This window comes from Edaphosphingomonas fennica (genome assembly GCF_003034225.1).
Lineage (GTDB): Bacteria > Pseudomonadota > Alphaproteobacteria > Sphingomonadales > Sphingomonadaceae > Sphingomonas_E > Sphingomonas_E fennica.
In genome coordinates this window covers 23612-29668 of record NZ_PHHF01000024.1, presented here as the reverse complement: position 1 = coordinate 29668, position 6057 = coordinate 23612, and the positions used below count along the sequence as shown (strand labels likewise).

At 66.6% G+C, this 6057-nt stretch carries 9 protein-coding genes; 1 reads left to right on the top strand and 8 read right to left on the bottom strand.

Annotation, left to right across the window (positions count from 1 at the left end):
• Positions 1–447, top strand: a 447-nt coding sequence (locus tag CV103_RS05845) for a lysozyme inhibitor LprI family protein (protein ID WP_107394277.1), incomplete at its 5' end; no start/stop codon positions are given.
• A 126-nt stretch (positions 448–573) separates the two neighbouring features.
• On the opposite strand, the gene CV103_RS05840 is transcribed toward CV103_RS05845, so the two are convergent.
• From CV103_RS05840 to trbK-alt, 8 genes are all read right to left on the bottom strand, one after another.
• Entirely contained in the window at positions 574–999 is a 426-nt protein-coding gene (locus CV103_RS05840) for a type II toxin-antitoxin system VapC family toxin (protein ID WP_107394276.1), read from the bottom strand.
• Positions 999–1313: a type II toxin-antitoxin system Phd/YefM family antitoxin gene (locus tag CV103_RS05835; RefSeq protein ID WP_245896663.1), complete on the bottom strand. Its 315-nt coding sequence runs from the start codon at positions 1311–1313 to the stop codon at positions 999–1001. Before CV103_RS05835 ends, CV103_RS05840 begins: the two co-directional genes overlap by 1 nt.
• 130 nt (positions 1314–1443) lie before the next feature.
• Positions 1444–1662, bottom strand: a complete 219-nt coding sequence (locus tag CV103_RS05830; RefSeq protein WP_107394274.1) for a DUF2274 domain-containing protein — start codon at positions 1660–1662, stop codon at positions 1444–1446.
• Positions 1659–2945 (bottom strand): TraB/TrbI/VirB10 family type IV secretion system protein, encoded by a 1287-nt coding sequence (locus CV103_RS05825; RefSeq protein ID WP_211314355.1) that lies wholly within the window; start codon positions 2943–2945, stop codon positions 1659–1661. The genes CV103_RS05830 and CV103_RS05825 overlap by 4 nt, the downstream gene beginning before the upstream one ends.
• Entirely contained in the window at positions 2942–3841 is a 900-nt protein-coding gene (gene trbG, locus CV103_RS05820) for a P-type conjugative transfer protein TrbG (RefSeq protein ID WP_425443827.1), read from the bottom strand. The genes CV103_RS05825 and trbG overlap by 4 nt, the downstream gene beginning before the upstream one ends.
• A complete protein-coding gene (gene trbF / locus CV103_RS05815; RefSeq protein WP_107394273.1) occupies positions 3838–4521 on the bottom strand; it encodes a conjugal transfer protein TrbF in 684 nt (227 codons plus the stop codon). Before trbF ends, trbG begins: the two co-directional genes overlap by 4 nt.
• A gap of 4 nt (positions 4522–4525) precedes the next feature.
• Positions 4526–5812 carry a P-type conjugative transfer protein TrbL gene (trbL, locus tag CV103_RS05810; protein WP_107394272.1) on the bottom strand — a complete coding sequence of 429 codons (1287 nt, stop codon included), beginning with the start codon at positions 5810–5812 and terminating at the stop codon, positions 4526–4528.
• On the bottom strand, positions 5809–6057 hold the full coding sequence (gene trbK-alt, locus CV103_RS05805) for a putative entry exclusion protein TrbK-alt (protein ID WP_107394271.1): 249 nt from the start codon (positions 6055–6057) through the stop codon (positions 5809–5811). Before trbK-alt ends, trbL begins: the two co-directional genes overlap by 4 nt.

Genomic DNA, 6057 nt, shown 5'->3' with positions numbered 1-6057 from the left:
TACGATCAGACCAGACAACCGATCCTACCGGCCATCATAGTCGCCGCTCAACCGGCCATCGTAGTTGTCGCCGCGCAGGCGGCTCTCGTGATTGCGTCGCCGTTGTCTGCTCAAACGGCAGGCGCGTTCATGACCAATCCCGCGTTTCAGGACCCCGCGCCGCGCCAATGCACCTCAACGGTCGATATGCAGCATTGTGCCGCGCATGATCTGCGGGTTGCGGACGCGGCGATGAGCGCACGCTACAGCACGCTACGCCAGCGCCTCACTCCTGCCGAGCGCCATTGGCTACTCACCGAGCAACGGCAATGGCTCAAGGATCGTGACAGCAAATGCGTTGCCGAAGCCGATGAATATCAGGGCGGCTCGATGGCCGTTCTGGCGGTTGCCCAGTGCTGGATCGACGTCACAAAGGACCGGGAAAGAGCACTTGCTGCGCGGTTATAGCGTCCGCCGCGCGAAGGCGCGATCCGTCATCATGAAGCACTCAGCGCAAGTGCGATCACGTGCTCGGGCGGCAAGGCCTGTCTCGCTGGCAAGTTCGCGCGCATATTCGCCCGGCATCGGCCTGGATCATGCCAGCAACTGCGCCGGCACGCCGAGCGCCGGCCCGGCCTCGGCGAGCCGTTGATCAAGCGTATGCATCACGGCGCCATGTTCTGAGGCGACAGCAAGGTGCAGCGCGTCGCCGGCACGGAGCCCGAAGCTGTGCTGATCGGCGAACCTCGCCGCGGCCCGAAAGTGCCCGCCGGTCACTGGCAACACGGTAAGGCTCTCGGCCACCAACTTGTTGAACATGGCGAGCGCCGCCGCGCGCTGCTCGAGGGTGATCTGACCTGTTCGCAGCTTGATCGCCAGGGCCGACGACATTTCGGTGACGGTCCAGTCGCTGACCAGGAGCTGCGCTGGGTCCTGCTCGGCCAGCCAGGCCTGAGCACGCGGTGTCATCGTTTCGTTGGAAAGCGCCGCTACGATCAGCGACGTGTCAAGATAGAGCATCAGTAGCGATCATCGTCCCGCATCGACCGCACGAGATCGGCGGCGCTCTGGGATTGCGGCGGCATCGCGGCCGTCAATGACTGGAGCAGCGCGGCATCGATCGGCTTGCGCGGCCTTGCGACGGTGGTGAGCCGCGCAACCGGTTTGCCACGACGGGTGATATCGATGGAATCGCCCGCTTCGACCCGGTCGATCAACTCGCTCAGATGAGCTTTGGCATCCGCCAGACTGATCGCATCCATCTCACGCTCCTGACCATGTAGATGGTCATATAGCGTATCGAACGCGGAAATTCCAGTGAGGATCATGCCCATTTATCTCCGCCAAGCTGGAGCGGCCAGACTGCGGCTAACTCTATCGAAAGCTCGTAGACCTCAACCCCATCAAAGCCCGCTCGGACTTGGGTGGACGCCGGAATACCAATGAAAAGCCAAGGTCCGGGTATCAGGCCTTGCGCCGCCGCGCGAAGGCGCGATCGGTCACCATGAAGCGCTCCAGCATCGGTGCGACCAGGCGCTCGGGCGGCAGGGGTTCGGCAAGGTCCGTCGCCCTGGCATGCTCGCGTGCATATTCGCCCAGCATCCTGAACAGCGCTCCCGGCAGCTCGACCGTCAATTTGACCGGCTTCTCTTCAACGATGGGGCCAAGGCGCAGCTTGCTCATGGGGTTGCTCCTTCATCGATCGGTTCCATCGCCATGTCCCGGGTCACGAGGACGCGCAGGGCAAATCCCGGCCGGATCGTGAGTGTCGGAGGCACATTCGCTTCGCGTTGCACGAGCTGGCGCCCGGTCTGGTTGATCGTATCCTGGGTGCCGTAGCGTAGCGCCCGGACAAGCTCGTCTTCGCCGTCCGCGACGAGCTCGGTGCCGGCGCCCAGCATCGTCGATACGAGCGCGGCCTTGAGCATATTGCCCCAATGATAGTCGGTGCGGTCGCTGAGGCCCGCCATGCCGGCGGCATCGGCGCCGGGCAGCCGGTCGAGCAGGATCGAGCGGCCGTCGGGAAGGATCAGACGATCCCAGGCGAGGAGCACGCGTCTCTGCCCGGCCGACACTTGGCTGTCATATTCGCCGATCAGCCGCGATCCTTGCGGAATGAGCAGGATGCGTCCTGTCAGGCTGTCATAGACATTCTGGGTCACCTGCGCGGTGATCGGACCGGGCAGGTCGGACTGGATGCCGGTGATCAGCGCGGCGGGAATGATGCTGCCGGCCTGGATGACATGGGGCGACACAGGCGCCGATAGCCGCTCAAGGCTGACGAGCTGGCGATTTCCTTCATTTCGGAGGAAAGCGCGTTTGGCGGACTGGGCCGACAGGCGCGCATCACCGGACGGCATGAGATCGGCATCGGTCATGGCCGGCGCGGCATTCGAAGCGGCCGCGACCTCGGTGCGATCTTCCGCGGCTGCCGTTCCCAGGAATAATTTGCTCGAGCGGGCCGCCTCCCGCTCCTGCAGCATCCGCTGGCGCGCCTGCTCCGCCGCGGCCGCGCGTGGATTGCCTTGCGAAGCATCGGATTGCCCCATGGGCGGGACGGGTATCGCTTTGCCGCTTTCTTGCGCCGACAGGATCGGGCGTCCGAGATCGCCCGGCAAGGGCGCGCCGAGCTGAGGCACCTGCGAGTAATCCGTCGGACTGCCGGTCACCGCGGCCGCCTTGTTGCGGCTTTCGACCTCGTAGAGATTGCGCGGTGGTGGCGGCGAACGGGTCTGGAGCCCGTAAAAAAGCGATCCGCCGATACCCAATCCGGCCACCGCTCCCAAGATCGCGAGAGTCTTGCGCGACAGACGCATGACCCGGGGCAGCTCTCCCCGCAGGCGGAACGCCTCTGCGCTGGATGGGGCTGCGGCCGCCGGCCGGGCTTCGTCCGGTCCCGCCCGATCGGTCAGGCCATCGGCCGGCGGCACGCCCGCCTCCCGGCTTTCCATTGCCGGCCGGCTCATGAACGCCCCCGCTGCCCGCGCTCGCTCTCGCGCCTGATGCGGACCCGCTTCTCGGTCTTCTTCGTATCAAGCCGCAGCTCCGCGGCATCGAAGAGCCGGTCGACGATCATGTAGCGGCCCGCCACGCGGTAGTTGACCAGCTCGGCAGAGCCGTCCTCGCCAACTACGAAGAGGGGCGGCATCTCGCCGCGCGCGATCTCCTCGCCGAACTCGACAAAGACCTGCCGGCCATCGTCGAAGACGCGCAGTGGCCGCCATTCGGTCCGGTCGCCATCGATCCTGTAGCGGAAGTTGAGCGCGTTCACGTCGAGCCCCGACGCGATCGGCCGCATGCGTTCCTGTTCCTGCGCCGCCGCGCGCAGCGCGATCAGCTCGTCATGGGGATAGGTCCAGGATACCGCCGCCATATAGGTCGCCGAGGTGGCTCGCAGCTCGAGATGATAGGTGCGCCGGTCGGTGTTGATGACGAGATTGGTGGCAATGTCGGCCCGGGTCGGCTTGACCAGGATATGGATCCGCCGCCCGGCCTCGCTACCGCTGACCGTATCGCCGATGATCCAGCGAACCGTGTCGCCGGCGGCAACCGGGCCCGGGCCGACAAGCTGCTCGCCTTCCTGGAGGGCAATGTCGGTCACCCGTCCGGGGGCGGCATAGACCTGGTAAAGCGATCCTTCGGCGTAGGCATATTGTTGGATAGCATTGAGATAGCCGGAAGCGTCGGGCTGAACGCGGGCCGCCGCATTGGCCCGGTCGATCCGGACAGGCGGGTCTGGTGGCTCCGATGTGCTGGAGGCGGCCATGGCCGGCGCAGCGACCAGGGTCATGGACATCATGACCACCGCCGCGAAGCCGGACAGAATGGGCAACGCCGCTGTTGCACGGGCATTGGGGATCATTGGCTGAGTTCCTTCGACCAGTTGAGGGCGTCGACGAAAAGCCCGAGGGGATTTCTGCGCAGAGCGTCGGGGGTGCGCGGCGTCTGCACGGCGATGGTGAGGATGGCCGACCAGCGGGACGTCTCGGCGAGCGCACCATCCTGATAGCGGCGTTCGGTCCAGGCCACGCGGAAGCTGTCGGGCGAAGCGCGGATGACGCTCGACACATCGACCGCGACCTGAATCTTTCCGACCTGGGCGAAGGGGTCATTGGCGCGCGCATGATCGTTGAGCGCGAGCGTCCCCTTGCTGGTCGCGAAGTCATAGGCGCGCAGCCAGTTCTGTCGCAGGACGATCGGGTCGGCCGGAATGGCGCGAACCTCCTCGATGAAGCGCGCCAGGTGGAACGCGATCTGCGGATCGGACGGCCTGTAATTGGCATTGGCCGGCGCGACCGCCTGCGCTTGCCCCAGCTTGTCGATCTCGACCACCCAGGGGACGATCGTGCCGCGCGCCGACTGCCAGACGAGGCCCGCCGACAGGCCGCCGGACAGCGCCAGGCAGCCGAAGAAGGCCAGACGCCAGCTGCGCGCCTGGACGCGCGCGGAGCCGATGCGCTCATCCCAGACCTGGGCCGCGCGCTGATAGGGGGTGACAGGTTCGGGCGACTGCCCGTAGCGGATGGAAGAGCGTCGAAACATCGCGTCAGTCCTTTTGCGAGATGTCGGGACCGGCGCCGCCGCCATGGCTGTCGCCGCCCTTCAGAGTATGGGTTGTCATGGTCGCGCCCTGCGTGATGGTCTGCCGCCGGCGCATCGCTCTGGCCCAGGCGGGTTGACCATCGGCGCCGGTGGATGCCGAGCCAACGGCCGACGAGGGCGTCCCGCCGCGACCTTGCGCATAGCTTTGCTTCAGGCTGCCTGCCGCCCGGCGAAGCGGCGATGTGGCGGCGATGACCGCGCCTTTGCCGGCACTGGCGAGCCCGGCTGCGACCGAAGCGGCCCCGCTCCGGCCCGCCGCACCCGAGCTATAGGCGGCGGTTGCCGCGCCGGCTGCCCGGGCGCCGCCCGTTGCGGCGCCCGCGAGCGACCTTCCCGCAGCCCCGGCGGTAAGCCGGGCGCCGGCGGCGCCGCCCGCGATCGTCATTCCGGCAGCGAGCGCCGTGCCGGCGGCTGCACCGGCGCCGAGCTGAGGCCCGCCGGTGACGATGCCGTTGGCGATACCGGGACCGAAAATACCGAGGCCAAGCAGGGTCAGGGCGGCAAGCGCGATGGCCATGACCTGCTCGACAGTCGGTTCGGAGCCGAGCCCGGCGCCGGTGAACTGGGTGAACAGCGTCGTGCCGATGCCGGCGATCACGGCGAGGACGAGCACCTTGATGCCCGATGAGATGATATGGCCGAGCACGCGCTCGGCCATGAAGGCGGTGCGGCCGAAAAAGGCGAAGGGCAGCAGGACGAAGCCGGCGAGCGTCACCAGCTTGAACTCGACGATGGTGATGAAGATCTGGATCGCGAGGATGAAGAAGGCGAGGACCACGATCAGCCAGGCGATGAGCAGGATGGCGATCTGCACGAAGTTGGTGAACAGTCCGACCGGACCCAGCAGGTCCGCGGTCGCGTCGAGCAGCGGTTCGCCCGCATCGAGCCCGGTCGCGGCCACCGTTCCGGGCTGCATGAACTCGCCCATGGCGAGCGCGCCGCCCGAGGCCTGAAGACCGAGCCCGACAAAGCTTTCGAACAGGATCGTCGCGAGATTGGAGAAGTTGCCGATGATGAAGGCAAAGGTGCCGATGTAGAGTGTTTTCCTGACCAGACGCTGGAGCACGTCCTCGTCCGCGCCCCAAGCCCAGAACAGGGCGGCGATGGTGACGTCGATCGCGATGAGCGTGGACGAGAGGAAGCCGACCTCGCCGCCCAAAAGGCCGAAGCCGCTGTCGATATAGGTGGTGAAGACCGACAGGAAGGAGTCGATGACGCCGGTGTCGTTCATCGCCGATCGTCCGACCCGAAGAAATGGCGCCGCCGGGCTTCCCAGGCCGCCTCGCACCCGGCGTCAGGCATGGTTATGATGCGGCAGCGACGAAGATCGGGATCGGCAGCCAACGCTTCCGGCGCCAACACGGTTGCGGGCGCCCGCTGGTCCTTCGCCGGAGACCGCAACGCCGATGCGATTGCTACCGCCAGCATGAGCCCCGCCAATACGGCGCACAGCGCGATCTTCCCGGCCTCGCTCAT

Bases quoted from the DNA above. Each gene is read 5' to 3' on its own strand.
- trbF (WP_107394273.1), bottom strand. From the start codon at position 4,521: ATGTTTCGACGCTCTTCCATCCGCTACGGGCAGTCGCCCGAACCTGTC.
- trbG (WP_425443827.1), bottom strand. From the start codon at position 3,841: ATGATCCCCAATGCCCGTGCAACAGCGGCGTTGCCCATTCTGTCCGGC.
- CV103_RS05825 (WP_211314355.1), bottom strand. From the start codon at position 2,945: ATGAGCCGGCCGGCAATGGAAAGCCGGGAGGCGGGCGTGCCGCCGGCC.
- CV103_RS05840 (WP_107394276.1), bottom strand. From the start codon at position 999: ATGCTCTATCTTGACACGTCGCTGATCGTAGCGGCGCTTTCCAACGAA.
- trbL (WP_107394272.1), bottom strand. From the start codon at position 5,812: ATGAACGACACCGGCGTCATCGACTCCTTCCTGTCGGTCTTCACCACC.
- CV103_RS05835 (WP_245896663.1), bottom strand. From the start codon at position 1,313: ATGGGCATGATCCTCACTGGAATTTCCGCGTTCGATACGCTATATGAC.
- CV103_RS05830 (WP_107394274.1), bottom strand. From the start codon at position 1,662: ATGAGCAAGCTGCGCCTTGGCCCCATCGTTGAAGAGAAGCCGGTCAAA.
- trbK-alt (WP_107394271.1), bottom strand. From the start codon at position 6,057: ATGAGCGAGGCCGGGAAGATCGCGCTGTGCGCCGTATTGGCGGGGCTC.